The organism is Flavobacterium notoginsengisoli (assembly GCF_042686225.1).
Taxonomy (GTDB): Bacteria; Bacteroidota; Bacteroidia; order Flavobacteriales; family Flavobacteriaceae; genus Flavobacterium; species Flavobacterium notoginsengisoli.
The window spans coordinates 1-26,388 of record NZ_JBHUOT010000009.1 but is presented as its reverse complement, the minus strand read 5'-3'; the positions used below and the strand labels follow the sequence as shown (position 1 = coordinate 26,388).

Genomic DNA, 26,388 nt, shown 5'->3' with positions numbered 1-26,388 from the left:
TCCCGATAGCTATCGGGATAGCAACTAAAGAATTAGACATGAATAATCTCGTCATCAATCAACAAATCTTCTCTTCTTAAGCGAAGAAAAACCTGCGCTACAGCAATAGTATCTTTTTCGCAGTAGGTTATAATTCGATCAATATCTTTTTCGACATAATAAACATGGGCAACCTGACTTCCGTCAATATCGCCTTTTGGCGATGGGACGCCAAGAATCTTGGTCAGCAGTTTTAGAGAAGTAAAATGTTTATAATCGCCAAATTTCCATAATTCTAAAGTATCGAGATGCGGAATCTCCCAAGGTTTCTTTCCAAAAAGATTCAGTTTATCTGGAATCCGCATTTGGTTAATAATCATCCTTCTCGCTATAAACGGAATATCAAATTCTTTTGAATTGTGTCCGCATAACAAATGTTGCGGCTGATTAAAATGATTGTTGATCAGATTAGAAAAGTCTTTTAGAATTTTCTTTTCTTCCCCGAAAAAAGAAGTAACCCTAAAGTTTCGAACATCTCCTTTAATAGTAAAAAAACCGACAGAGATACAGATGATTTTTCCAAATTCGGCCCAAATACCGGCACGTTCGTAAAATTCTTCGGGAGAGAATGCGTCTTTTCGCTGGTATTGCGTTTTCAAATCCCAAAGCGTCTGCATTTCCGCGTCAAGCGAATTGAAGTTTTCTTCTTCTGGAACGGTTTCTATATCAAGAAAGAGAATGTTGTTGAGATTTATTTTTTCAATCATAGTTTTGATGTGGTTTTTATAGCCACGAATTCACGAATTTACTCTGACTTTTTTATTTGATATAAATGTACACAAATTTGATTTTAGTATTTTTAAAAAACACAAACCGAATGAATTTTCTTATGTAAAAAGTGTTGAAATATAAGTTAAACGAATTAATTAAAAAGAAAATTCGTGAATTCGTGGCTATAAAACTAAAATAAACTTTGCTGTGGAGATGGGCATTCATGTTCCAAAAGCCATTTCTTGCGGGACAATCCGCCTGCATATCCTGTTAGTGATCCGTTTGTGCCAATAACTCTGTGGCAAGGAACTACAATCCAAAGCGGATTTTTGCCATTTGCCGAAGCAACTGCCCGAATCGCTTTTACATCACCCAGTTTTTTGGTCTGATCCATATAACTTACCGTTTTTCCGTATGGAATTTCTAATAAGGATTTCCAGACTTTCTGCTGAAATTCGGTTCCCTGCGGATTTAGTTTGAGCTCAAAATCGGTTCTTTTGCCTTCGAAATATTCATTTAATTGTGAAACAGCTTCTTTTAAAACTTCCGGAATTTCTTTAGAAACTTCATTTGTACCAACATCAGAAACAGAAATTACGGCAATACCATTTTCATCTCCAATGATTTTGGTGATTCCTAAGGGGGAGTTGATGTAAACTGTTTCCATAATTTTTTTAACCGCAAAGACGCTAAGTTTAGCGCAAAGTTCGCAAAGTTTTTTTAAACCATGTAAGTTATATAAGTAATTTAAGTTTTTGTTTTTAGAAAAAGCTTTTTTAAATGAACTTACATAACTTATATGGTTTTAATAATTCTCCAGCTTAAATTGATAGTTTAAAATTGTCTCAATTTTTTCGCTAGAAATAGTCTTTTTAATGTTTGATTTTTCAGAACTGAATTTCGGTAAAACCAGATTTAAATCTTTTGCTTTTTGTGTATAATATTCCTCTCTTGTTGGATGAAAAGGAGCAACGGCATTAAAAACTTCATTCCACTTTGACTGTTTTATAATTTCTTCAATGATAGCGATACAATCTTTTTGATGAATTAAATTCACTGGAGCATCAGGATTTTCAAGGTTTTCTTTTCCAGTTAAAAATTTGACAGGATGACGATCTTCTCCAATTAATCCGCCGAAACGTAGAATTGTAGTTTCGAAGTTTGGATTGCTTTGAAGTAAAGCTTCGACTAAAAGCATTTGTTTGCCACTTTCTGTTTCAGGATTTGGAATGGTTTCTTCTGTAACCAAGTTATTGTCATCTCCATAAACTGAAGTAGAACCTATAAAAAGTACTTTTCCAACAGTTGATTTTTCTATAAACGGAATCAGATTTTTGATTTTCTCTACAAAAAATTTCTTTTCAGAATCAGGATTTTCATTACGTAGTTTAGGCGGAATATCAATAATTAAAATTTCGCTTTCTGCTAAAAAATTGTCGATGTTCTCTGAAACGCTATCAGCTTCAAGAATTACCAAAAACGGATTTATTTCAACATTTTCTAAAATAGAAAGTCTACTTTCAGAAGTTGTGGATCCTTTTACTGAATTTCCATTTTCGATTAGTCTTTTGGCTAAAGGAAGTCCAAGCCATCCACAGCCTAATATGCTTATTTGTGTCATTTTTTGAGGTTCAGAGCGACAAAGGTACAGAGTTGCAAAGATTTTTAGCCACAGATTAAAAGGATTAAAAAAGATTTTTCAAATAAAGATCTGCGATTATCTGCTCAAATCTTTTGATCCCGATAGTTATCGGGAGCCTGAAATAAAAAAGGCAGACTTAAAAAAATCTGCCTTTTACTATTTTATTTTGTTACCGGAACTGGTTTTATACTGTCTTTTGAAACCGCCAAACTGTCTACAACCGGAGTCGTTTCAATTGGTTTTACAGGCGCGGCATAGCGTTTTAATTTCTGTTGAATGAGAACGGCATCATTTAAAACAAAAGGAGTTGGCATCATCCAGTTTTCTCTTGGTTTGACATTCAGTAATGGATTGGTCGTCAAGTCAAATGAACTTTCGATTAAATCCATATCAAAAATAGACGATTTGTTGATGTAGAATTCCATTTCCAAAGGTTCATTGCCTACAACATAATAACAAAGAATTTTACTGTCTTCGCGTTGTAAACGATTTCCTTTTTCTCCAGAAGTGGCTACACCATTTGCTTTAAAGTTATAAAACGTCATTTTTGGATTGGCGTAGATATCGTAACGGTTTACTTTTCTGTTTGGTGTGATTCTGATTTTCAGATATCGGTTATTTCCAATTACGCTGTCTCTTAAAAATTGAATTGTTGGTTTAGGAACATCAACAACTGGTGCGATAGCGCTATAAGTAAATGTTGAATTGTATTTACTTGCCAATGGAAGTGAATTTAAACCCACTGCTTTTTGATTCTTTTCGCCTACATAAGATTTTGTCCAGTCATCAAGGTTTTTGTCATAAGTTGTCCATACGGCAGAATTGTTATCGGCATTATAAACATATAATAAACTGTTTGATTTGGCTTTTCCTGGTTCATAATCAGAATGATATCCTGCATAGATGAAAAATCCAATAGAAGTAAGGAAGAAAACCACAGTCCAAATGCCTTTTTTGGCAAAATCTCCAAATATTGGCAATAATAATCCAAATAATAAAACGGTTAAAATAGCACTTCCGAATAAGATTTTAAGTCCTAGACCAACTGGAAACATTACAATAAACGGAGCAATGATAGCTAAAGCCGGAATGCTGAAAATTAAATTTACTCCCAAACTGTAATGCTGTGTGAAAACAAATATTCCGAATAACAGAATTCCAAAATAGACTGGAATGATTAAAAATCCTGCGCCTGTTAAGCTGTTTGCTAAAAATCCATTAATGATAATCCAAAGTAAAAGAGGAGCCACGAAATGATTCATGGTAATTTTAGCTTCAGAAAAATGATGATAGAAAGCAAAACAAATCGCAATACTTAAAGTGACAAAAGCGCCGATGTAAGCGTGTCCGTTATAGGTAAATCCATTTAAAAGATCAGAATATTGCGGATAAATTTCCAGAAGAAGTTTCCATCCTAAAAACGTTACTAATCCAGCTATGATTATCGAACCTAAAAGAGGTACAAATCCTCTGAAAATTTCTCTAAAAGTGATGATTCTTTTTACTTTTCCAATAAAAATGAAGAGTGCTAATAATCCAAAAGCGATTAATGTCATTGGCATTACCCAGGAAAAAGGATAACTTATGAATGAAAACGGAGCACTGAAATATACATTATCTTCAGTAGATTCTGTTTTAGTTAAATCAATGTTGCTCAAATATTTAATCAATGGCATGATGTAAGTACCTTGATGCGCTAAAGTAGTTTTGCTCAAATGTTGGACATCATCCTGTTGTGTATGATAATTGAAATGCCCGTCAATAAAAGCAAAATTGTAACCCTGAATATTTCCTTGTTCTCTAAAAACAGTTAAATCAGTATCGTTTGGAAGCATTTTGTAAATACTGTACATCAATGAATTGGAAACCGGATGCGAAGTTTTGGCGTTAGAAAATGCTTGAACCATCGCTTCATTTCCTTTCGTAGTTTCCATCAACATATAACTTGGGCCAGAACTTCCACGGGCTTCAAAGTTTAAAACCACACCCACATCTTTTGCCCATGGATGCTGATTTACAAAAAGAGCAGCTCCGTTTAAACCTAATTCTTCGGCGTCTGAAAATAAGATGATAATGTCGTTTTTCTGAGGATGTTTAGAATATAAAAAGGCACGAACACCTTCTAAAATTGTTGCGACACCCGAAGCGTCGTCGCTTGCTCCTTTTGAGAAAGAATGTGGAGCACTATCGTAATGAGAAAGAAGTAAAAGTGCTTTGGTATTGTTAGTTCCTTTTATTCTAGCTAAAATATTTTTAGATTTTACTAAAAGGCCTCTGTCGTTTAAAGTATAACCTTCCTGAACACTAGTTTCTAAACCAATTCTGTTTAATTCGAGTTTTAAATAATTGGCAACCAGTTCATGATTTGTCGATCCGACATAATGTGGTTTCTGCGCAATAATTTCGACTTGGTTTAAAGCTCTTTCGGTTGAGAATTCCGCGAGTGCTTCATCATCTTTATTGATTCCTTGCGGCATCATGGTGGCGTATATAATGCCCAGCAGAGCTAAGACACAGACAATGGCTAGAATTGAGGTTTGGTTTTTTCTCATGGTTAATAAACGCTAACTATATTTCTTTTTTAACAAGCATAAAATAATCATTGTCCAAGGAACGATAGCCTTGGTCATACAAGAAATAGTATGTATTTCCTGTTTTGGTTTGTAAAATATTGGTAAAGAACTCAAAATCAAAGCCTTTGTTTAACATTTTGTCTCGCGATGCTCTTGATTTCCCATCTACATTTAACTCTGCCAAAATACGGTAATTTTTGCGTAACTTGTTGTTTATATTTCGCATGAAATTTGTACTATCTTTATTTATTTTGTTATTGTACGCATTTCGGCAACTATCAGAGCAGAATTTCTTGTCTTCTCGGCCAACAATCTTAACGGAACATTCGAGGCATGTTTTCATAGATCTGTCTTAATTTTTAAAATTATTTGACTTGATTTATTTATTTTAAAAGTAAAATAGGACTATTTTACCACGTTTTTCTATCATCATAATCTGTCTTATCAAGATATTCGATGGTAAATTCACTCATTTTAGGTTTTAATCTTTTATACAAATCGTCATAAATGGGCGCTTTATATTTATGAATGGCTTTAAAAACGTACTCTTCATTATGTTTAAAGTACCATGGATCTGGATAATTTTTTTTAATTAATAATTTTTCCAGAAGCATTAAACTCTCTTCATTTTTATATTTTGCAACTGCGCGACAATAATCTTTTAAATCATCATATGAATATTGTTTTTTCTTTTTAACGACTGTATCAAAATACTTTTCAAGTACTGGAAAATAAATCTTATCTGGATTTTCTTCAATTGCCTTAAAAATTAAATCCTCGCAAGGACTTTCGAACTTATTAAAAACACTCTTTAAATAGGCTAAATCTTCTTTTTTCTTAAATTTTGATAAAGCATAACATGCACCAAGCTGTTCACCACATCTATTGGTTTTCAATTTTGATTTTTGTTTTATTAGTGCATAATATTTTTCATTAGGTTCAACATCATAAATCATCCAATTGGCAACATCTAAGTAAGAGTGTTTTAATAAAACACTATCGACTAAAATACTTTTTTGGGCTTTAGTTAGCATATTGCCATCTTCTGCCTTTCTAATTAATAAATCAGAGACTGTAAAATCATCAGCAGCATCTTCATAATACCACCAAGTTACTTTAGCCGTGTCGCTTAAATGGCCTAAAAGAATTTTAAAATAATCTTTGTCCTTTTTATTTACCAAAGTTCTGTAGGCAATCACTCTTAAGACTGGCTGATTGCATTTAAGTAATTCTAAAAGTTCATTTTTTGTGCAATTTTTAGTTATATAGTTTCTTGCAATGGTATCTCCTGATGGAAGTTTTTTTTCCGATGCTAATTTTTTAAGATGAGTTTGTAATTCAGGTCTGAAATCTGAAATAGCATTCGGATATGGATCTTTTCCACAGCTGTATAATATTGAGATTATAAAAAGAAACATTATTTTTTTCATAAGCACTTTTATTGGCCTTTGTAAAACATTTTTATCAGGTATTCAATTTCTTAAGTTCATAAAGATCTTTTCTTCTGTCTTTTAATGTTTTGACACTTCCATGTTCATGAAGTTCTTTTAATAAATTCAGATCAACATCTACAATTAAAGTCATTTCGGTGTTTGGAGTAGCTTCAGCTTTAATTCCGTTGCTTGGAAAAGCAAAATCAGAAGGTGTAAATACAGAAGACTGTGCATATTGAATGTCCATATTGTTCACTTTCGGAAGATTTCCAACGCAACCTGCTATGGCTACATAACATTCATTTTCGATTGCACGTGCTTGTGAGCAATGTTTTACACGAGTATATCCATTTTGTGTGTCTGTTAAAAAAGGCACGAATAAAATATCCATTCCTTCATCTGCTAAAAGTCTTGGAAGTTCCGGGAATTCTACATCGTAGCAGATTAAAATTCCAATTTTCCCACAATCGGTATCAAAGGTTTTAAACTCAGATCCGCCTTTCATTCCCCAATGAATCACTTCGTTTGGCGTAATATGAATTTTGGTGTACATTTCTGAAGTCCCATCTCTTTTGCACAAGAAACCGACATTGTAGAGATTTCCACCTTCCAAGTAAGGCATACTTCCGGTAATGATATTGATGTTGTATGAAATCGCAAATTCTTGAAATCGCTTTCTGATTGGGTCAGAATGGCGTGCCAATTCCCGAATTGCTTCTGCTTCAGATAAATGATTGTAATCGGCCATTAAAGGCGCAATGAATAATTCGGGAAAAAGAGCAAAATCAGAGCCATATCCAGAAACGGCATCGATAAAGAATTCGGCTTGTTCAAATAATGCCTCAACATTGTTTAACGGACGCATCTGCCATTGAATTAATCCCAAACGAATGATGTTTTTCTTTAGATTAATTAGTTTTGGGCTGTCATCGTAATAAATATTATTCCATTCCAGTAAAACCGCAAACTCTTTCGATTCTTCATCGCCTTCCAAATAATTTTTGATGACTCTCAAAACATGAAAATCATTGCTTAACTGAAAGGAAAGAACAGGATCATACAACTCTTTGGTTCGTACTTTTTCGATATAGGTTTTTGGAGACATCTTTTTGGCATGTTCCCTGTAACTCGGAATTCTGCCTGCAAAAACAATTGCTTTTAAGTTCAGCTGTTCGCAAAGCTCCTTTCTGGCATCGTATAATCGACGACCTAAACGTAAACCTCTATAATTTGGGTGAATAAAAACATCTATTCCGTATAAAATTTCAGCATTTGGATTATGGGTAGAGAATTTGTAATCGCCACTAATTTGTTGGTAATTATGTCTTTTTTCTACTAATTTCTCATCAACAATTAGAGATAATGCAGAACCAACGACCTTTCCATCAACTAAAATTACCAGTTGTCCTTCCGGAAAAATAGAAAGCAATCTTTCTATATCTTCAGATCCCCAATACGAATCGGCCATTTCAGGATACGATTCAATCATTGATTTTTTTAATTGTTTATAGTCTTCAATTTCTAAATTTCGTAACTCGACTTTTTTGATTTTTGCCTGCATATAGTAAGATTTCTCTCAAATATACAAAAAATCATTTCCAATTACAAACGGTTACAAATAGTTACAGTCGATAGTAAATAGTTAATAACCGACTGTCGTTGCTGGGTTGTGTCATCTTTGCATCGTTGAAGTTGACGAACAATTTCAAGTTATAATAACCTTTAAATAATATACGCCATGAATGCAATGAAAAACAGAGTACAATTAATTGGGAATGTAGGGAATGATCCAGAAGTTAAAACATTAGAAAGCGGTAAAAAGCTAGCGCATTTAACAATCGCAACCAACGATGTTTACAGAAACGAAAAAGGAGATAAGGTAGAACAAACCGAATGGCATCGTGTAACTGCCTGGGGAAAAGTAGCCGAAATTATCGAAAAGTTTGTCGTAAAAGGAAAAGAAGTCGCAATTGAAGGTAAACTAACTCACAGAAGTTACGACGACAAAAACGGAGAGAAGAAATATATTACTGAAGTTGTTGTAAACGAGATTTTATTGCTGTAAATAACTTTTGATTATACGCCACGAAAAGCAAACCCGACAGGTTTTTAAAACCTGTCGGGTTTAACTTTTATAACATGATTATAAAATCGAAGCTCCATTGCTATCTGTTGTCAGAACTTCGCTCATATAATCAAAGAAAGGTCTCATTTTTTTGAAAGTGTCCAAAGCCTGTTCTAAAAATATTGGGCTCAATACTTCATCATCCGTAAAACGTTTGATGATTAAAAATTGTTTGTAACGCAGTAAATCGATAGCTTCATGATCTGCATCAAAACCTTTTGGAGCTGTTTTCAGTTGTTCGCCTTGCAAAGTTCCAAAAGTATCTTTAAAAGATTTAGAATTCAGGATTTCCCGGAAAGCTTCAGAATTAAATCCAAATTCAGTTCTGATTCGTTTTAAATCGGATGCATTTGGCCCCCAAAAGCCACCGGCGAAAAAACTGTTTCCTTTTTCCAAATGAAAATAATAACCGCCACGTCTCGCAGCCGTTGCGCGTGTATAGCTTCCGCCCCAATAATGTTTAAAAGGAGTTTTGTCTTTAGAGAAACGAATATCGCGATAGATTCGGTAAACGCTTTTTTTGCCTGAAGCATTTTCCAAAACATCGGTTTTAGAAAGTTCTTTTAATAAAGCATCAGCAAAATTTTGAATATGTTCTAATTCGATTAAATATTCGGATTTATGATCGTCAAACCAGGGTTTGTTATTGTTTTCTTTAAGTTGAACCAAAAAATCAAGACTCGATTTTGGTATAGTAACGTGGTTTTCCATAAGTGAATTTAAAAATCAGAAAAATTGACTGCAATTTAAAACTAAAAAACCCATTAGAGAAATCTAATGGGTTTTTGTATATATCGTTAAGCCGTTTTTTTGAATAAATCAAACATAGGACAGCGAGAACAGCGTTTCTTTTCGCTCTTTTTATATTTCTCACAGCAAGAAGATTTGCAATTTTCAATCTTCTTAATTTTATCAAGGATCTCAGAATTTTTCTTTTTCTTTTTATCCTTTTTCTTCTCTTTGTCTTTTTCTTTCTTGCCCAATTTTCCTCTGTATTATAAAAACATAGACAAATATAAACGAAAAAAGTAATTTTTAAATATTCTAAATAAACTTTAACTTTTTTTATTTTGGATTGATAGCAATCGAACTTGTAACTGTTAATTGCTGAATATCACGGTCAAACAAGTAAAGTCCGCCTTTGTCTTCACCAATTAAATTGATTTTATCCAAAATAGATTTAGCTGTCGCTTCTTCTTCGATTTGTTCAGAAACATACCATTGTAAGAAATTATGTGTAGCATAATCTTTTTCTTCAAAAGTGATGTGTACTAATTCGTTGATAGATTGCGAAACAAAAATTTCATGATTGTAAAGCTCTTCAAACATTTCTTTAAAAGTAGAATACGTTATTTTAGGTGCTTTTAAATCTGTTACCTGAGCGTGACCTCCGCGCTCGTTTACATACTTTACCAATTTAAGCATGTGAGCACGCTCTTCATCTGACTGTGTGTACATAAATTGAGCAATTCCCTCTAATCCTTGTACTTCTGCCCAACAAGCCATAGAAAGATACGTTTGTGAAGATTCTGCTTCTATGCGGATTTGCTTGTTTAAAGCCGATTCAATATTTTTTGATAGCATAATATGTGTCTTTTTTGTAAAATTAGAAAAAATAATCCAAACCATTTTTTGAAAACCGTCAAAACATTACACATTTGGAGTAGCTTTCAATAAATTTAATTAGGTTTTATACTGCCAAAAGAGAAAGGTTTCGAGAATTGAGATTTATTCATAATCGGGTTTCCATTGTCTTCCATCATAGGACCATCGGTAAATCTTCGCATGATAAATTGCTGGGAAGTACTGTCGTAGTAACTTAAAACATAGTAATTCTGTAATCTCAGCGAATCGTATAATCTTATGTCTTTATTGTTATTTAAAAAATAAAATAAATTGTCAATAGCCAAAGGTCTAGTTTGGAAGTCTCTTGTAAAATTCAAGTTTTCATTTAACATAGCATCAAAATAAACGGCTTTACTTAACGAATAAGGAACACGCTCTCCAAAATCATCCGCAGCACTGAATGAAAAATAAAAGTCTGAATATTCTCCAAAACCACTAAAAGTAATAAAACTGTTTTTATTATTTCGGAACACAGAAACACCAGCAGGAAGTCCGTTGATGTTTTTCAGGAATTTTTCGGTGGTTTTTAATTGACGAGGTGTGTTGTTGTCTATTTGCATAACAAAAGGCGAGTTCATAAAGGGAATCGTATCATTTTTTGAAAATGAATAATTCTTAATACCCTTTCCAGATTCAAAATCTTTGATTTCAAATAAAAGGAATTCTTTATTTGCCTTTATTTGGAATAGTTTATTATCACTATAAAATGAATTTGTTGTTCGGGAAGGATTTTCCGAAGCAGGGAAATCAAAAGTTTTTTCTTTTATATCACCGGTTTTGATAGTAAGATCAAAAGCTTGTGTTTTGGTAAGAGTATTATCAAATGTTAAAATAATATGATCCGGAACTACATACATTTTACTGGTACTTGACGCCAATTCAATTGGAGCATAAATATTTGGGTCTACTTTGTTTATTGGGAAATATTTGATAAGTGCGTTGAAAGAGATTTGAACATTCCTTTCATTCTTAAAAATAAATGAAGAAAAATCAAACATTTTAATTTCGCATTTTCCATCTTCAAATTTATAAAGAAGCAGATGTTCAAAGTCTTTTTCTTTTGCCAGAATATAAAACTTGTTAAGTTGTTGGAAACAGTTTATAATATAATCGTGGTTTTTCGGAAAATCAAATTTTAAGGATTCTGAGGTTTTGTTATCCGGATTATAGGTTGTAATTAAAATGTTCTTATAATCACGGGAACTCCAGTATAACGATGGCTTTTTATCGTCACTGATGCTGTAACCAATCAAATCCCTGCTTGTTTCATGTTTTATGGAATCTGTAAATTGATTCGCAAGAAATAAAGACGGATTGTATTTTAAAATATTTACGTTTTTATTGTCCCAGGTAAAAACATAAATATCCTTGGTTTTTTCATCTTCAGCATTTAAAATCTGGGTTTTCCCCATAAAGTTGAGATTTAATGGCAAAGAATTTAAGACTGTTTGACTAAACAGCACGGTTTTAGAAAATAAAACGAAGAGTAGAAGCAGTTTTTTCATAATGGAAAATTCATCAAAATTTATTCCAAATTTTTACAAGATTAGACTACCTTAAAATTAGTAATAAAAAAGTCCTTAAGAAAAAGATCTTAAGGACTTTAATGTTACATCTGAAAAGAAATTATTTCACAATAAAAGTAACTCTTCTGGCTAATCTTCTGGCTTCATCAGAATCTTTTTGGATAGACGTATCTGCACCATTAGCAACAACGTTTAAACGAGACGAAGCAATTCCTGCTTTTTCAAAAATAGTTTTCACATTGTTAGCTCTTGTATTTGATAGTTTTTCATTGTATTCTGCTTTTCCAACCTGATCAGCGTATCCAATTAAATCAAGTGATGCAGATGGGTTTTTTCTTAAATAAGTTAAAACGACATCAATTGCTGCAGTTGAGTTTTCGATTGGAGTTGTTTTATTAAAATCAAAATATACGCTGTAATATTTGTCATTGATCATTTTTTTGATCAAATCATTTTCATTTAACTGTGGAGTACTAACTTGTTTTTCTACAACAACTTCTTTTGTTGCCGGGATTTTTTTGATTTGAGATTCAAGTTCCGCAATTTTGTTTTCTAGGGCACTAACGTTTGCATTATCAGAAGATGTTACCATCCAGTCTGCATGTTTAATGTTTTTACCTAAATAAACATTTAATCCGATAGTACCATTGTAAAGAATTCCAGAAAAACCTCTGTTTCCTGTAACTGATGCTCCATCAAAGGTATGATCTTGGGATGCGTTTAAAATAGTAGAGAAATCTCCAGTTAAAGCTACTCTGTTTGATAATCTTATTTGTCCAGTTACACCAGCAATAAAATTACCCATTTGATCTGTTCCTTTAAAATTATCACTTCTTAATTGAGCATAACCAACACCAACATGTCCAAGTAAACCAAAAGTATTAGTCCAGGTTTCAAAGTTCATGATGCGCCCTAAGTTGGCAACAGCTTGCAAATCTACTCTGTAGTATTTTGAATCAAAATCTAAAGAATTTTTTCTGTTGATAAAACTATTATAACCAAAGTCGGCCTTCAAACCAAATTTATTGTTAAGCATGTAACGAACTCCAAAATCACCAACCCAAGGGCTTGGAGTATCTGTTGCATAACCTGAAGATAATGGTCGTTGAGGTTTAGTTAATCCACCAGCAAATTCTATAGACCATTTATTAAAACTGCTGTTGTTTTCTGTTTGTGCGTGAGCTCCTGTAAGTGCAAGGGCAAAAGCGAAAGTCATTACAACTTTTTTCATTATTATTGATGTTTTAAATTTGTGCCAAAACAACAATAAAATGTAAGTAAAAACTTCTTCTATAAGTCAGAAAGGTGTTAGAATAAGGTAATTTATTGGGTTGCTAATTTTGATTTAAAGCCCTTGTAAAACGTGTGTTTAGCGCTTTAGAGTTGTAACTATTTTGTTATGAGGTGTTTAGTTAAAACCGTCTGTGAATTTGCGTAAAACATATTCTTTGGCAATTGTATCGTAATACCCTAAAATCGAATAATTATTTAGCTTTAGAATGTTTGGAATAAAGATTTCCGGATGAGTATCTATAAAGTAAAAAATCTTGTCTGAAGCAAACGGTTCGTGAGTTTCAGTTGTCAGTTCTAGTTTCTTTGTCCAGATACTTTCAAAAAATACAGAATAATTACTCTCAATATTGTAATAATTGTTGGAAGGAAAATCTCCGTAGAAATCATCAAACATATTAAAACCATTCATCGACACGGTTCGTGAGCTGTTGCCGGTACCGCCCAGTGTGATAAAAAGGTTCTTTTTATTTTTAAAGACAGAAAGACCAGCATTAGTAGAAGCCAGTTCTTTTATAAAATTACTCGTGTTTTTTATGGTCTTAGGTTTGCGATCCTCAATCTGCATTAAAAGAGGAGAATTGTTAAAACGAATAGTATCTTTCTTCAAAACTGTGAATGATTTTATCAATTCGCCAGAGTTATAATCTTTGATGTCAAATAAAAGCTCATTAGAATTTACATTAAGTTGATAAAGCTTATTTTCGTGATAGAATGAGTTGGACGTTTTAGCGTTTTTCTGCCCTAAAGGCTGTAAAAAGGTTTTTTCTTTTATCTCTGAATTTTCCAGATTGATATCAAAAAGCTGTGTTTTTCTTAAACCCTGGTCTAGAGACAGAATTAAACGATTAGGTAATATGTAGAGTTTGCTTTTTGAAGTTGCTTTGTAAAGTGGATTATAATCTCCAGACTCCATTTTTTCAATCGGATTTTCATTTAAAATTTGATTGAATGTTTTCTGTTGGGTTTTTCGATCCCGAAAAGCGAAAGAGGAGAAGTCCAAAAACTTTTCGTCGGCAACTCCATTTTTAAAAACATAAACGGTTAAAGCCTGTTTTGTTTTATATTTCATAAGTAAATAAAAATTGTTGTCTTTTTGATATTGCGTTATGATGTATTGTTCTTCAACTGGTAAAGAAAATTTTAAAGCTCTTGTTGTTTTATTTTCAAAGTAATACTTGATAACGATAATGCTTTGTTCCTGTGGAGAAAACCAATACAAAGTCGGATTACCGTCTTCGCTGAAACTACAGCCCAGCAAAGATCTGTTTTCTGTGTATTGTCTGGTCGTTGTAAATTTATCGTTTAGGAATAAAGCACTATTGTATTTGAGAATGGTCAAACTGTCGCGAGAGGCAATAAAAGCAAAAACATCATGTGTAACAACGTTTTCGGCATTTAAAGTCTGGCAATCCTCTTTCAGTGTTTTTAAATCTATGGGATAAGAAGTTAATACTGTTTGACTTAACGAAACAGTACTATACATCAAAATTAGAAAGAGGAAGATTTGTTTCATAAGTTTCTTTGAACAAAAATTATTCCATTTACTTTATTGATTCATAAGGTCTTGAAAAAGATCTACAAATTGTCCAAGATGCATTCCGTCCATCAAACCATGATGCACATATACCGCCATTGAAATCGTTCTTTTTCCAGTTTCTGAAACCATCATTTTTCCAAAAGAAACTTTAGGACAGCTGTCCGGATAAGTAAAACTTCTCGCATGTGTAAGCGATGTAAAATTCAACCACGGAATTGCCGAAAAATGAATCAAATTATCATCATTAAATTCTCTTGTAAAAAGCCCGGTTGTATTTTGAATACGTTCAATTTCTAGTAAAGCATTTTGTTTGAAGATTTCAAAATCTGGATTATATTCAATTAAAGAAAACCCGAAAGTACCATCTTCACGACCAATTGTTGCCGAAGCATCAATGCGCTCATTGATGTAAATCTGGTTTTCGGAAATTCGGTATTTAAAATTCTCAATTGTATTTACGGCAACTAAGGTTTTATGTAGGTAGAAGATGAAAAAAGAAGCGTTTAAACTTTTGGCAGTCTGATACGCTTTGGTGCAGTCGATTTCTACCGTTGCACCAAAGAAAGGCTCTTCCATTTGTTTAAAATGAGCAAAATGCTCTTTTCTATTCCAGTTTTCTAAGTCTAAAAGTGTTTTCATTATAATAAATTCGGAACCACTTCTGCAATAGTTTCAAATGAACTAAAATGCTCGTGTTCTATAGTATGATTAATTTTTTCGTGCTCCCAGGTCGTATGAAACGGAATATGAACGGCATAGCCACCAATTCCTAAAACCGGCAATACATCTGATTTTAATGAATTTCCAATCATCAAAAATTCATGTGCCTGAATGTCTAAACGGCCTAATAGTTTTTGATAATCGATTTCTTGTTTGTCAGACATGACTTCGATATGATGAAAATAATGTCCCAAACCAGAGCGATGCAATTTGCTGTGCTGATCTTTTAAATCGCCTTTTGTTGCTACGACCAATTTGTATTTTCCATGAAGCGCTTGTAATGTTTCTTCAATTCCGTCCAAAAGTTCAATTGGTTTTTCCAGCAATTCTTTTCCGTATTGAATGATTTTTTCAATGACTTCAACAGGAATAGTATTATTCGAAATATTCATTGCTGCTTCGATCATCGAAAGAATATATCCTTTGATTCCGTAACCGTACAAAGGCAGATTGGCTATTTCAATTTTAAATAATTCCTGTGAAATGCCCTGATGCGAAAGATAATCTTCCATCAAAGCACAAAATTTATGTTCGGTTTCCTGAAAATAAGGTTCGTTTACAAATAAAGTATCATCGGCATCAAATGCGATTACTTTTAGGTTTGGTATTTTAGTTTTATGTAACATAAGTTTTTTGTTTCAAGTGTTTTTTTTGTTTCAGGTTTCAAGTTTTTTTCGCCACGAATTGCACTTATTTTTTTGCTACACATTATTTTAGGCTTAAAAAGATTTTTATCTGCTAAAATCTGCCTAATCTGTGTGAAATTTTTTTTGCCACAGATTATTAAGATTAGAATGATTTTTTTAAATCTGTATGACAAAAAATTTCAAAAATCAATCTGCTCAAATCTGCTGAATCTGCGTGAAACCTTTTCCTTAATTTTTAGAAAAAAGCCTTTTTAAAGAAATCGTTTTATCATAAAAAGTAATTCGGATTCCGAAAAGTAAAACGATGCCGCCGAAAACCATCTGTAAAGTTATTTTTTCTTCCAAAAACAACCAAGCTAAAATAGAAGTAATTACAGCCTGACTCAATAAACTCAATGAAACTCTTGTTGCACGCATGTGCTGCGTTGCGTAACTAATCGAAAGCCAAGCGCACAATTGACATATTACTGCTTGTAAAACCAAAACAAACCAGCCTGCATTTGAAAATCCAGTAAAAGGTTCGTCCAGCGAATAACATAAAATTCCCAAATAGATACTGGAAGCAGTTAAACTAATGGTCATAAACGAAAGAACGTCAACTTCTGAAAGTACATTTTTACTGACCAAAAGATAAATGGAATATAGAATTCCTGATAAAACCGCAAACAAAAAAGCCTGATCGAAATTCAAATCAATAAAAAACTCAAAACCAACTAAAGCGACCATTCCAAAAAGAGAAACGACAGTGCCAATCCAGAAATTTGTGGCAGGTTTTGATTTCAGAAAAAGGAAAGAACCAACTCCAACCCAAACAGGAGATAAATTAGTTAACAAAGAAGCCTGAGTCGCACTCGATTCCTGAATGGCAATATTCCAAACGGCAACATCTGATGAAAATAAAACCCCACAAAGTACTGCTAAAAGTGTAAATTTTAAACTCGGAAGTTTAAAGTTCCCGCTGAAAATGACATACGGCAATAAAAGTAAAACAGCAAAAAACATTCGGTAAAATGCCGAAATCAATCCTGGTGTTAAACGTAATTTGACCAATATTGGAAAAATTGAAATGCAAAGGATACCGCAGATTAAAGCTAATCTTGGTTTAGTGAGTTTCATTAGATGTATTTTATTCTTAGATATTTTTTCTTCAAAGATACTTCACTAAAAGTATATTTATTGTATAAAGAAATTTTTTTGGCTATTCGCTAAAACTAAAAATCTGATATTTTTTATTGTCGTTATTATAATTTCCTAAGTATAAAGAAGAATTGAATTTAAAAACAATTAAATCTTCATAGATATCCTTTCCTATAAGAGATATCTTCTCGCTAATTTCTTCATTTTCTTCTAAAAATAATCTTGCTTTTTCAAAAGCAGATGTTTTAACCTCAGCATTTATATGATTAAAACTAGAATCAAATAAACAGTTAGTATAAACCACATTTTTGCCTTTATAAGAAATCAAATTACCAATTGTATAGGTTGAAGTAAAACCAAATGATATAGGAGATCCACTAAAGCCCGGACCAAATCCTGGTCCCATAGCCATTCCGCCGCCACGAGCTATATCTTGTGAACTTCCTATAACAACATAATATAAACCGTTTAAATTATAACAAGAAATTCCCGGATTAGAATTATTGATTTTTCTAATAAACTGTTTCGGTTTTTCTAAGACCTTTTTGTTGCTTATGCTGCCCGCTTCCTGAAAAACATCTGAGTTCTTATAACTTATTTCTTCCTCTCGCAAAGTCTTGAACTCATTGATTTTATTCCCGTTTTGATCACTTATGGTTAAAAACAGAAAACTTGGATTTGTTTTGATTTGAAGAATTTTATCATCAATTAAAAAAGAGTTTGATTTAGGAATACTAAAATCAGATGAGCTCTGAGTTATTTTCGGTTGGTCAATCGATTTTAAAGTAGGAGTAAAATTATTTAGGTTAATTTTTAAAATGGTCGTCTGATCTGTATTATTATCAAAAGTAAAAATAATCTCGTCATTTTTATAGGCATAAGCTTTAAGCTTTTTTGAGCTAAATGACAGTGATGGAGGACTATCATTATGAATCGTCTGAATAAAATGTTCTTCAAATACTTCAAACAAAACATTGTACAGGTTTACATTCTGACCGTCTTTATTCCTGAATTGAAACTTTGTTAAGTCAACCATTTTTTCATTCAGATTGCCATTTTCATCCGAAGTATAAAACTTTAAAATACTGGAGTTTTTGACAATTGAAATTAAATAAAAGGTATTGTTAATGGTAATTTCTTTAATTACCTTTTCTTTTTTTAATTCTAAGGTAATTGGTTTTGCTTGTGTTTCTTTGGTTAAAAAATTGAAAGACTGAACATTTATATCATTTCGATCTTTTGATCCCCAAAAAAGAAAATAGTTTTGATCTTTTTGACTATAGCCGATAATCTCAGTATATTTTTTTTCCGGTCTCAGCGTAGAAATCGAATCTTTGATTTCAAATTTATTATCAAATCGGATAGAAGATACTTTTTCTTTATCATTCAAAAACAGAATTACTTCTTTGCTGTTCTCATTTGTAACCTGAAAAAAGTTTCTCTTTCTTGCCAGTTTAAGGTTAAACTCTTTTACAATTTCCTGCGAAGAGGATATAAAACTACTTAAAATGAAACAGATAAATAATGCTTTCTTTAACATCGGTTTTGGTTAAATTATAGGGTTTAAAAAGATTTTAACTTTATGCAAATCTAAATACCTTTTTGGTATGATGAAGCAAAAAGCGCGAATCAATTAAAAATTATAATCGGTTCGCGCTTTTTTATTTTAAAAAAAAAGAATTTTTATTCTTTCGTCTCTTCAACTTCAAGAGTCGGAGGAGCTTCTGGAGCCGGTGTATCTTCACCTTTTAAATAAGTTGGAAGATTTAATCCGGCCATATTGAATAAATCATTTAATGGTGGCACTGTTTTCATCATTCCGGAAACAAAATTGGCAGTTGAACCATTTTCGCCCTGACCATTTCCAGAATCCCAAACCGTGATTTTGTCAATCTTGATATTTTTAACAGCTTCAACCTGAGTTTTAACCAATTCAGGAAGTTTCTCCAATAATAAAAGCTGGAATGCTTTACTTGGATCTCCGCCTGCAGCGGCTACAACATCTTTGTAACCTTCTGCTTGTTTGGTTAAGATTTCAAAAAGACCTTTTGCTTCTGCTTCCATTTTAGCGAAAATTGCATCAGCTTCTCCTTTTGCATTTTCTCTGATCGTTTCTGCAGCAGCTTGTGCTTCGATAATGGCTCTTTGTTTAGCAATTTCTGCAGGAACTACAATGTTTGCAATTTGAGTAGAACGTTCTCTTTCAGAACGAGCCAACTCGGCTTTTTGCTCTGCAAGGTACGATTCTTCCAATGCTTTTGCCTGTTGTACTTTTTCGGCGGCAATTGCGATACGCAACGATTCTGCTTCTTTTTCTCTACGAATCGCTTCAGAATTAGCGATGGCAATTTTCGCTTCGTTCTCTCCCTGAATCGCGATTGCGTTTGCTTCAGACGTTTTTACCCTTGTATCTCTTTCAGCTTCAGCTTTACCAATAGTTTCGTCTTTAGCGGCTGTTGCAATACTAATTTCACGGTCTTTTTGAGTAATGGCAATTTTTACGTCACGATCTCTGTGTGTTTCTGCGATTTGAGTGTCTTTTTCTCTGTCAGCAAGAGCTTTACCGGTTTCTCCAATTTTTTCCTGCTCAGCAACACTAATTTTAGCTTCGTTAATCGCTTTTGCAGCAGCTTCTTTTCCTAAAGCTTCAATATAACCAGATTCGTCACGAATATCCGTAACGTTTACGTTGATTAATTTTAAACCGATTTTCTTCAATTCGCTGTCCACGTTTTTAGAAATGTTGTCCAGGAATTTATCACGGTCTGAGTTGATTTCTTCAATAGTCATAGTTGCAATAACCAAACGCAATTGACCAAACAAAATATCTTTTGCAAGCTCTTGAACTTGTTCTGATGATAAACCTAATAATCTTTCAGCAGCCGTATTCATACTATCAGATTCTGTAGAAATGGCAATGGTAAATCGACAAGGAACATCGACTCTAATGTTCTGACGGCTTAATGCATTTGTCAGATTGGCTTCGATAGAAAGCGGTTTTAAATCCAGAAAAGAGTAATCCTGAATTACGGGCCAGATAAAAGCACCTCCACCGTGTACACAACGTGCTGAAGTTCCGCCGGTGCGTCCGTAGATTACTAAAATTTTATCCGAAGGACAGCGCTTGTACCTTGAGATTAATGCTGAAATGGTTACGAATAGAACGATTGCCGCAACTGCAATCAAAATAATTGGGTTGATCATTATAATTTATGTTATATGGTTTCTACGATTAAGAGGTTGTTGTTTTCTATTTTAACAACTTTTACGGAACTTCCCGACGGAATTCTGTCATTTTCAGTCATGGCTTCCAGTTCATGAAAGGCACCGTTTACACTGATCATGATTTTGCCTTTTCCGCTTTTCTTTTCGGGAATAGTCAGATAAACTTCGGCAGTTTTATTCAGTGTATTGGTAATTTTAAAAGAATTGTCTTCGGCTAGTTTTTGTACTTGTTTGATCACGAAGAAAAACAAAAGCACAAACAAAACCCCAACAACAAACGAAGTAACAATAAGAAAAACCGGCTTTTCGCCAAGAGTCGAATAAAAAGAAATCCCAGTCCAGCTAAAACCTAACAAAAAGTTGATTAAGTTTCTTAAAGAAAAAAGCTGAAAATCGCCGCCATCATGTAAGTGAGCATCAAAATCGGTATCGAAACCGTCTGCCACATCAAGACCCGAAAAGGTAATAACGGTTTGAATAAGAAAAATTAAACTTGTTGGAATCGCGATGTACCAAAAAGATTTAAGCAACGTAGGTAAACTGTCTAATAGCTCCATAATTTTCAGTTTTTCGAATAACTTTTGGCGCTAATATCTCATTTTTTTTGTAAGAAAACTAATTTTAAAGGAAAATCAATGATTTAATAATATGTAGAAAAGAAAAAGCGCAAATCAATTATTTTTTTAATTGATTTGCGCCTAAATTTTTTCTGAAATTAAAATTTAATCAACAAATTTTCTAATTGTATATTCTTTGGCTTTAGTGTCGTAATAGCCTAAATAATAAGCAGAGTCTATTTTGTATAATGTTTGTGCCGAAACATTTTTATTTTCTTCAAAAAAAGTACCAATTTTATCAAATGCGAGCAATGGAATTTCGCCATCTATATGATTTCCATTGTTGTCAAATAAACTTTCGAATTTAGTCAATTTTCTATTTTGATAAGTGTTGAAGCTATTCATAGAAGGACTAAATGCCAGAGCTCCAATTAGGGCTCCAACAAATCCAAACTGATTCATTACAAACTGGCCACTAGACTGCTGTTCCGGAGAAACTCCTCCAAAGGTAATTAAAGTGTTTTGGCCAAGATTATAGCAAGAAATACCTAAGTAGGCATCATTTATTTTATAAATAAACTGTGAAGTAGTTTCTAAAGTTCTTTTACCACCAAAATCACTTCCACGAACAGTCATTTTTGAGTTTTTAAAATCAATCTCTTTACGGGAGTTTGCATCGTATTCTTTTAACAATTTGCCATTCAGATCTTTTATTGAAAAATAAAATTGATCCATTGAAGTTCTTAACTGATAGAGTTTATTTTCGAAATAAAAAGAGTTAGAACTTTGATAAGAACGTTCACCAGTTATTAAATGTTGTTTTATGATTTTTTCTGTGATACTAAATTTTTCTAAATCAATTGTAAAAACTTGTGTGTGATCTATATTTGTGTCAAGTGTTATTACAATTTGTTTTTCATTAAAATAGCATTTTTTCTTTTTGGCACTATAAACTAGTGAGACAGGATTTTTAGTGTCAATACTCTTTATTGAAAAGGAACTTTCCAGAGGCATCAAACTTTCTTTTAAAATGCCATATAAATCTGATTTTACATTATCTGACTTTAAGAAGTTAAAGCCATTGAGGTCTAATATCTTTTCGGCATAAGTTCCATCTTTATCAAAAACATGCAGTTTAAGTTTGTTTCCTTTTTTAAGAACTGATAAAATGTAAAAATTGTCATTTCCGCTGAATTTTTCCAGAACTTGTTCTTCTTTTAAAGACAAGTTGTATTGCTTAGTTTCTATTTTATGATTGGAGATATCATATAACTGGGTAAAAATTTCCTGATAATCATTAGATGCCCAAAATAAACGGGTATTGTTGTTGCTGATATTATAGCCAATCATCATATCGTAAATTTTAGTATTTGGCCTTTCAGCAGAAACACTATCAACAATTTTCATTGTTTCATTAAGTTGAATTGCTTTTACTCCAATCTTGTCATTTACGAATAGCGTAACGTCTTTCTTTTCGTTATTTACAACTTGAAAAATGGTATGATTCTTTTTTAACTCTAATGAGACAGAACTTACAATTTCCTGTGAAAAAGAACAAAGGCTGATTAGAAATAAACAAGTACAAAATATTTTTTTGTGCATAATGTTAGATTGTTTTTGGGGTGTATAATTTTAAAGAATGAAAAACGATTAATTCACAAATTTTCTGATAACAAATTCTTTGGCACCACTATTAAAATAGCCGAGATAAAAAGCGTCATCATTTTTAAACAAAAGTTTAGAATCAATGCTTTTATTTTCAGTTAAAAAAATCTCGATTTTATCTACAGCCATACGTTCTAAATCGCCTTCAATATGATTTCCCTGATGATCAAATAAACTATTTATTGCATTAGCTGTTTTATCATTTGAAGGACTAAATGCCAATGCTCCAATTAAACCTCCAACCGCTCCAAAATTCATCATTACAGCCTGACCTGTAGAAAGACCTGCAGAAAGAGCACTAATGCTTGTTAAGTTGTTTTCATTTATTTCGTAGCATGAAATGGCTACTGGCGATTCGTCTCCAAAATTGAAATTTCTAAAAAAATCTTTAGCTGATGTGTTTACCGTTCGGTTTTTGGGAGAATTCATAAAATCAATAGGGCTGTCTTTTTCCAGTATATACTCTTTAATCAGATTGTTGTTTAAATCTTTAATGGTCAGATACATTTTTTTAGAAGACATTTTTACCTGATACAATTGATCTTTAATTACAAAAGAATTACATTTTACATCCGTTGTCCCAAAGTCTTTTAAAGGTCGTTGTAAGAAGTTTTTTGAAGTCATTTTGTAAGTTTCCAAATCAATTTGAATGACTTGTGTGTAATTTTGATTAGAATCAAATGAAATGACAATCTGATTATCTATTACATAGCTTTTTCTTTTTCTAGAAGCAATAGATGGCGGAGTGATAGTTTCGGGTGTGATTTTAGCCAATGAAAGCCCTCTTTCAGCTGAAGCAAAATCTTCCAGAAATGTATCGTACAAATTAGTTCTGTGGTAGAACTTTACACCACTTAAATCAATATCTTTTATTTCTAAATTACCAAGTTCGTCAAAAACGTATAATTTGAAAAGATTGCTTTTTTTGACAATTGATAATATGATGAATTTATTTCCTACGCAATAATCCTGAAGATAGACCTCTTCTTTAAATTCAAGATTATAGGTTTTCTCATTAGTTTTATTGTCTTTTAAATCAAAAGATTGTACTAGTATTTTCTTTTTATTGGAAGACCAAACTAATGCAGCGGCTTTATCTGAAGCCATATTTCCAATTACAGACGAATAGCTTTTGTCTGATTTTGCACCGGAAACTGAATTGAGAACCTGCATTTTTTCATCCAATTGAATTGCTTTAGCCAGATTTTCTTTTTCATTAACGACAAAAAGAGTTGTTTGTTTGGAAGAGTCATTTACAGCCTGATAAAATTGACTATCCTGATGGGTTTGTACAGGAATCGAATTGACTATTTCCTGTGAAAATGAATTTATACCGCAAAAAATTAAGCTAAGAAAAATGTATTTTTTAAACATGAAGGGAATTCGTTTTTTTGAAAGTTTTTTCTTTTACAAAACTAAACACTTTTAGCTATTTTAAAAGAAAAATGCCTGAAATCAATTTATAATTTCAGGCATCTTATTTTGGATATTTTAAATCATTTTTAATTCACCGTAGCACCATTTGGCGCATCAGCATCTGGATTTACAAAAACCAGTTTCCCTTCTGCATTTGTTGTCATCAAAATCATTCCTTGACTTTCGACACCACGTAAAGCTCTTGGAGCAAGATTTGCTAATACAGAAACGCGTTTTCCAATGATTTCTTCCGGAGAAAAACTTTCAGCAATCCCAGAAACAATCGTACGAACATCAATTCCGGTATCTACTTTAAGCACTAAAAGTTTGTTTGCTTTTGGCATTTTTTCAGCTTCCAAAATAGTTCCGATACGAATATCCATTTTCGCAAAATCTTCAAACTGAATTAAATCTTTCTGAGGTTCTGCTTGTTTGTTTTCGGCAAGATTAGCTGTTTTTGTTGCTTCCAATTTATCTATTTGTTTTTGTATTTCTTCGTCTTCAATTTTAGCGAATAGCAATTCTGCTTCACCAATTTTATGTCCAGCAGGAAGTAAATCTGAGTTTTCAGAAATATCATTCCAACCTAAAGTTTTATCAAGAAAAATGTCTTTTGCATCACGATTTTTCTCTTTCAGGAATTTGCTGAAACCTGCAAAATGTTCTTTAAGATCTCCTAAATTCAATATTTTAGAAAGTTTCGCAGCATTGAAAGGTAAAAACGGCTCAGCCAAAACGCTCAACGCAGCAGCGATTTGTAACGCTACATACATTTGAGTTTTTACACGCTCCGGATTGTCTTTCATTACTTTCCAAGGCTCTTCGTCTGCCAGGTATTTATTTCCTAAACGAGCCACATTCATTAATTCGCCCAAAGCTTCACGGAATCTGTAACGCTCAACAGAACTTGAAATCACAGCTGGATAGGCTTTTAATTCGGCTAAAGTTTGTTCGTCAACTTCTGTAAATTCGTTTGGCACTGGAATAACTCCATCGTAATATTTGTTGGTTAAAACCACCACACGATTGATGAAGTTTCCAAAAACAGCAACCAATTCGTTGTTGTTTCTAGCTTGGAAATCTTTCCACGTAAAATCGTTGTCTTTTGTTTCAGGAGCGTTTGATGTCAATGCATAACGCAAAACATCCTGTTTATCTGGAAACTCTTCTAAATATTCGTGTAACCAAACCGCCCAGTTTTTAGAAGTCGAAAGTTTGTTTCCTTCCAAATTCAAAAACTCATTTGCCGGAACGTTATCTGGTAAAATGTAACTTCCTTCGGCTTTTAGCATCGCCGGGAAAATAATACAGTGGAAAACAATATTGTCTTTTCCGATAAAGTGAACCAGTTTCGTATCCTGATCTTTCCAGTACGGTTCCCAGTCTTTTCCTTCGCGTGCTGCCCATTCCTTAGTAGAAGAAATATATCCAATTGGCGCATCAAACCAAACGTATAGTTTTTTGCCTTCAGCTCCTTCAACAGGAACATCAATTCCCCAGTCTAGGTCACGCGTTACGGCACGAGGTTCTAAACCTGCATCGATCCACGATTTTACTTGTCCGTAAACGTTCGTTTTCCAATCGTTTTTATGACCTTCCAAAATCCATTCACGCAAAAAAGCATCGTAACGATCCAAAGGTAAAAACCAGTGTTTCGTTGATTTTAAAACCGGAGTTTCGCCAGTAATTGTTGATTTCGGGTTGATCAAATCAGTTGCGTTCAAAGTAGAGCCGCAGTTTTCACATTGATCACCGTAAGCGCCGTCATTACCACATTTTGGGCAAGTTCCAACCACAAAACGGTCTGCTAAAAACTGATTGGCTTTTGCATCGTACAATTGTTCGGTAACTTCTTCAATAAAATCACCTTTATCATACAAAGTCCTAAAGAATTCAGATGCTGTATCATGATGAATTTTCGCCGAAGTTCTAGAGTAATTGTTAAATGAAATTCCGAAATCAGCAAACGATTTACGGATGATTCCATCATATTTGTCAATAACTTCCTGCGGTGTGATTCCTTCTTTTTTGGCTTTCATCGAAATTGCAACGCCGTGTTCATCACTTCCGCAAATAAATGCAACATCTTTCCCCTGCAATCTTAAGTATCTGGAATATATATCTGCAGGCACGTAAACACCAGCCAAATGCCCAATATGAATAGGCCCGTTGGTGTAAGGTAATGCCGCCGTGATTGTATATCTCTTTGGATCTTGTATCATAATTCAATTTTATTGAGTGCAAAAATAAGCAATAGAATTGAGATTTTAATATTACACGAAGATTCACAAAGAATTTCGCAGAGATTCGCTAAGATTTTATTGAATTTGGTTCTCGCAAAGTCGCAGAGGCGCAAAGTTTTTGTTTTTAAGTTAAAGATTAACCATGCAGTTTGTCATTTCGATTTCTATGATAAAACCAAATCTTTTTGATAAGAGGTTTGTTTTTTTATTACCGCAAAAACCCGATGGATTATTTTATTTCTCACAGCATTTAAAACGCTCATTTTGTTTTTT

General features: G+C 33.0%; 23 protein-coding genes. 1 reads left to right on the top strand and 22 read right to left on the bottom strand.

Annotated elements, in window-relative coordinates:
* Positions 1 to 32: 32 nt before the first annotated feature.
* The 7 genes from ACFS3A_RS18955 to ACFS3A_RS18925 all read right to left on the bottom strand — a co-directional run bounded on the left by ACFS3A_RS18955 (position 33) and on the right by ACFS3A_RS18925 (position 7,959).
* Entirely contained in the window at positions 33 to 746 is a 714-nt protein-coding gene (locus ACFS3A_RS18955; protein WP_379827133.1) for a 3'-5' exonuclease, read from the bottom strand.
* A gap of 194 nt (positions 747 to 940) precedes the next feature.
* Positions 941 to 1,417, bottom strand: a complete 477-nt coding sequence (locus tag ACFS3A_RS18950; RefSeq protein WP_379827132.1) for a methylated-DNA--[protein]-cysteine S-methyltransferase — start codon at positions 1,415 to 1,417, stop codon at positions 941 to 943.
* A gap of 138 nt (positions 1,418 to 1,555) precedes the next feature.
* Complete coding sequence (locus ACFS3A_RS18945; RefSeq protein WP_379827131.1) at positions 1,556 to 2,371, bottom strand: SDR family NAD(P)-dependent oxidoreductase; 816 nt, start codon at positions 2,369 to 2,371, stop codon at positions 1,556 to 1,558.
* 182 nt (positions 2,372 to 2,553) lie between these two features.
* A complete protein-coding gene (locus tag ACFS3A_RS18940) occupies positions 2,554 to 4,944 on the bottom strand; it encodes a M28 family peptidase (RefSeq protein WP_379827129.1) in 2,391 nt (796 codons plus the stop codon).
* Between the two features lie 16 nt (positions 4,945 to 4,960).
* Complete coding sequence (locus ACFS3A_RS18935; RefSeq protein ID WP_379827128.1) at positions 4,961 to 5,308, bottom strand: hypothetical protein; 348 nt, start codon at positions 5,306 to 5,308, stop codon at positions 4,961 to 4,963.
* A 67-nt stretch (positions 5,309 to 5,375) separates the two neighbouring features.
* Entirely contained in the window at positions 5,376 to 6,395 is a 1,020-nt protein-coding gene (locus ACFS3A_RS18930) for a hypothetical protein (RefSeq protein WP_379827127.1), read from the bottom strand.
* 34 nt (positions 6,396 to 6,429) lie between these two features.
* The gene (locus ACFS3A_RS18925) at positions 6,430 to 7,959 is read right to left on the bottom strand and encodes a GNAT family N-acetyltransferase (RefSeq protein ID WP_379827126.1); all 1,530 of its coding nucleotides are present in this window, start codon (positions 7,957 to 7,959) and stop codon (positions 6,430 to 6,432) included.
* 177 nt (positions 7,960 to 8,136) lie between these two features.
* Here ACFS3A_RS18925 and ACFS3A_RS18920 point away from each other — a divergent pair, with 177 nt between their 5' ends.
* The gene (locus ACFS3A_RS18920; RefSeq protein WP_091489754.1) at positions 8,137 to 8,463 is read left to right on the top strand and encodes a single-stranded DNA-binding protein; all 327 of its coding nucleotides are present in this window, start codon (positions 8,137 to 8,139) and stop codon (positions 8,461 to 8,463) included.
* Between the two features lie 78 nt (positions 8,464 to 8,541).
* On the opposite strand, the gene ACFS3A_RS18915 is transcribed toward ACFS3A_RS18920, so the two are convergent.
* The 15 genes from ACFS3A_RS18915 to metG form a co-directional block, all read right to left on the bottom strand.
* The gene (locus tag ACFS3A_RS18915; RefSeq protein WP_379827125.1) at positions 8,542 to 9,234 is read right to left on the bottom strand and encodes a DUF2461 domain-containing protein; all 693 of its coding nucleotides are present in this window, start codon (positions 9,232 to 9,234) and stop codon (positions 8,542 to 8,544) included.
* An 86-nt stretch (positions 9,235 to 9,320) separates the two neighbouring features.
* The gene (locus ACFS3A_RS18910) at positions 9,321 to 9,506 is read right to left on the bottom strand and encodes a hypothetical protein (RefSeq protein ID WP_091489749.1); all 186 of its coding nucleotides are present in this window, start codon (positions 9,504 to 9,506) and stop codon (positions 9,321 to 9,323) included.
* Between the two features lie 82 nt (positions 9,507 to 9,588).
* Positions 9,589 to 10,107 (bottom strand): ferritin, encoded by a 519-nt coding sequence (locus ACFS3A_RS18905; protein ID WP_379827124.1) that lies wholly within the window; start codon positions 10,105 to 10,107, stop codon positions 9,589 to 9,591.
* A gap of 95 nt (positions 10,108 to 10,202) precedes the next feature.
* The gene (locus ACFS3A_RS18900) at positions 10,203 to 11,561 is read right to left on the bottom strand and encodes a hypothetical protein (protein WP_379827123.1); all 1,359 of its coding nucleotides are present in this window, start codon (positions 11,559 to 11,561) and stop codon (positions 10,203 to 10,205) included.
* Positions 11,562 to 11,775: 214 nt separating this feature from the next.
* Positions 11,776 to 12,906: an OmpA family protein gene (locus ACFS3A_RS18895; RefSeq protein ID WP_379827122.1), complete on the bottom strand. Its 1,131-nt coding sequence runs from the start codon at positions 12,904 to 12,906 to the stop codon at positions 11,776 to 11,778.
* 177 nt (positions 12,907 to 13,083) lie between these two features.
* Positions 13,084 to 14,481 (bottom strand): hypothetical protein, encoded by a 1,398-nt coding sequence (locus ACFS3A_RS18890; protein ID WP_379827121.1) that lies wholly within the window; start codon positions 14,479 to 14,481, stop codon positions 13,084 to 13,086.
* A 33-nt stretch (positions 14,482 to 14,514) separates the two neighbouring features.
* Entirely contained in the window at positions 14,515 to 15,144 is a 630-nt protein-coding gene (locus tag ACFS3A_RS18885; RefSeq protein WP_379827120.1) for a CatA-like O-acetyltransferase, read from the bottom strand.
* Positions 15,144 to 15,851 (bottom strand): HAD family hydrolase, encoded by a 708-nt coding sequence (locus tag ACFS3A_RS18880; protein ID WP_109191051.1) that lies wholly within the window; start codon positions 15,849 to 15,851, stop codon positions 15,144 to 15,146. The genes ACFS3A_RS18885 and ACFS3A_RS18880 overlap by 1 nt, the downstream gene beginning before the upstream one ends.
* A 249-nt stretch (positions 15,852 to 16,100) precedes the next feature.
* A complete protein-coding gene (locus tag ACFS3A_RS18875; RefSeq protein WP_379827119.1) occupies positions 16,101 to 16,988 on the bottom strand; it encodes a DMT family transporter in 888 nt (295 codons plus the stop codon).
* 82 nt (positions 16,989 to 17,070) lie between these two features.
* Positions 17,071 to 18,549: a hypothetical protein gene (locus ACFS3A_RS18870; protein WP_379827118.1), complete on the bottom strand. Its 1,479-nt coding sequence runs from the start codon at positions 18,547 to 18,549 to the stop codon at positions 17,071 to 17,073.
* A 143-nt stretch (positions 18,550 to 18,692) separates the two neighbouring features.
* A complete protein-coding gene (locus ACFS3A_RS18865) occupies positions 18,693 to 20,213 on the bottom strand; it encodes a flotillin family protein (protein ID WP_379827117.1) in 1,521 nt (506 codons plus the stop codon).
* An 11-nt stretch (positions 20,214 to 20,224) separates the two neighbouring features.
* Positions 20,225 to 20,791: an NfeD family protein gene (locus tag ACFS3A_RS18860; protein WP_289663764.1), complete on the bottom strand. Its 567-nt coding sequence runs from the start codon at positions 20,789 to 20,791 to the stop codon at positions 20,225 to 20,227.
* A 165-nt stretch (positions 20,792 to 20,956) separates the two neighbouring features.
* Entirely contained in the window at positions 20,957 to 22,393 is a 1,437-nt protein-coding gene (locus ACFS3A_RS18855; RefSeq protein WP_379827116.1) for a hypothetical protein, read from the bottom strand.
* A 48-nt stretch (positions 22,394 to 22,441) separates the two neighbouring features.
* Positions 22,442 to 23,830: a hypothetical protein gene (locus tag ACFS3A_RS18850; protein WP_379827115.1), complete on the bottom strand. Its 1,389-nt coding sequence runs from the start codon at positions 23,828 to 23,830 to the stop codon at positions 22,442 to 22,444.
* A gap of 128 nt (positions 23,831 to 23,958) precedes the next feature.
* Complete coding sequence (gene metG / locus ACFS3A_RS18845; RefSeq protein ID WP_379827114.1) at positions 23,959 to 26,094, bottom strand: methionine--tRNA ligase; 2,136 nt, start codon at positions 26,092 to 26,094, stop codon at positions 23,959 to 23,961.
* Between the last annotated feature and the right edge of the window lie 294 nt (positions 26,095 to 26,388).